The following is a 310-nucleotide window of genomic DNA, read 5'->3' as shown; positions in this document are numbered from 1 at the left end:
ATGCGATGAAGGAGCGGGAGGCCCCGCTCCTCATCGCATCACGTTGACCAACCGGGTGGAATGATCTTCTGGTTGATCATGCCGGGGAGGGATCGTCCGTGAACAGCGCGCCACCGTCGTACCAGGGGCACCGGTACCCGGTCGAGGTGATCTCCCACTGCGTGTGGCTGTACTTCCGCTTCCCGCTGTCGTTCCGCGAGGCCGGGGAGCTGATGCTCCAGCGCGGCGTGCTCGTCTCCCATGAGACGGTCCGCCGCTGGTGTATGAAGTTCGGCCAGGCCTATGCGAACGGACTGCGCCGCCGTCGGCC

At 65.8% G+C, this 310-nt stretch carries 1 pseudogene; it reads left to right on the top strand.

Features of this window, described 5'->3' with window-relative positions:
- Positions 1-98: 98 nt before the first annotated feature.
- Positions 99-310: pseudogene (locus J0695_RS42765) on the top strand (IS6 family transposase); the annotation flags it as partial.

The sequence above is a fragment of the Streptomyces beijiangensis genome (assembly GCF_017315755.1).
GTDB classification, from domain to species: Bacteria; Actinomycetota; Actinomycetes; order Streptomycetales; family Streptomycetaceae; genus Streptomyces; species Streptomyces beijiangensis.
Note: the sequence above shows the minus strand (reverse complement) of the source record. Positions and strands in the feature narration are given on the sequence as shown.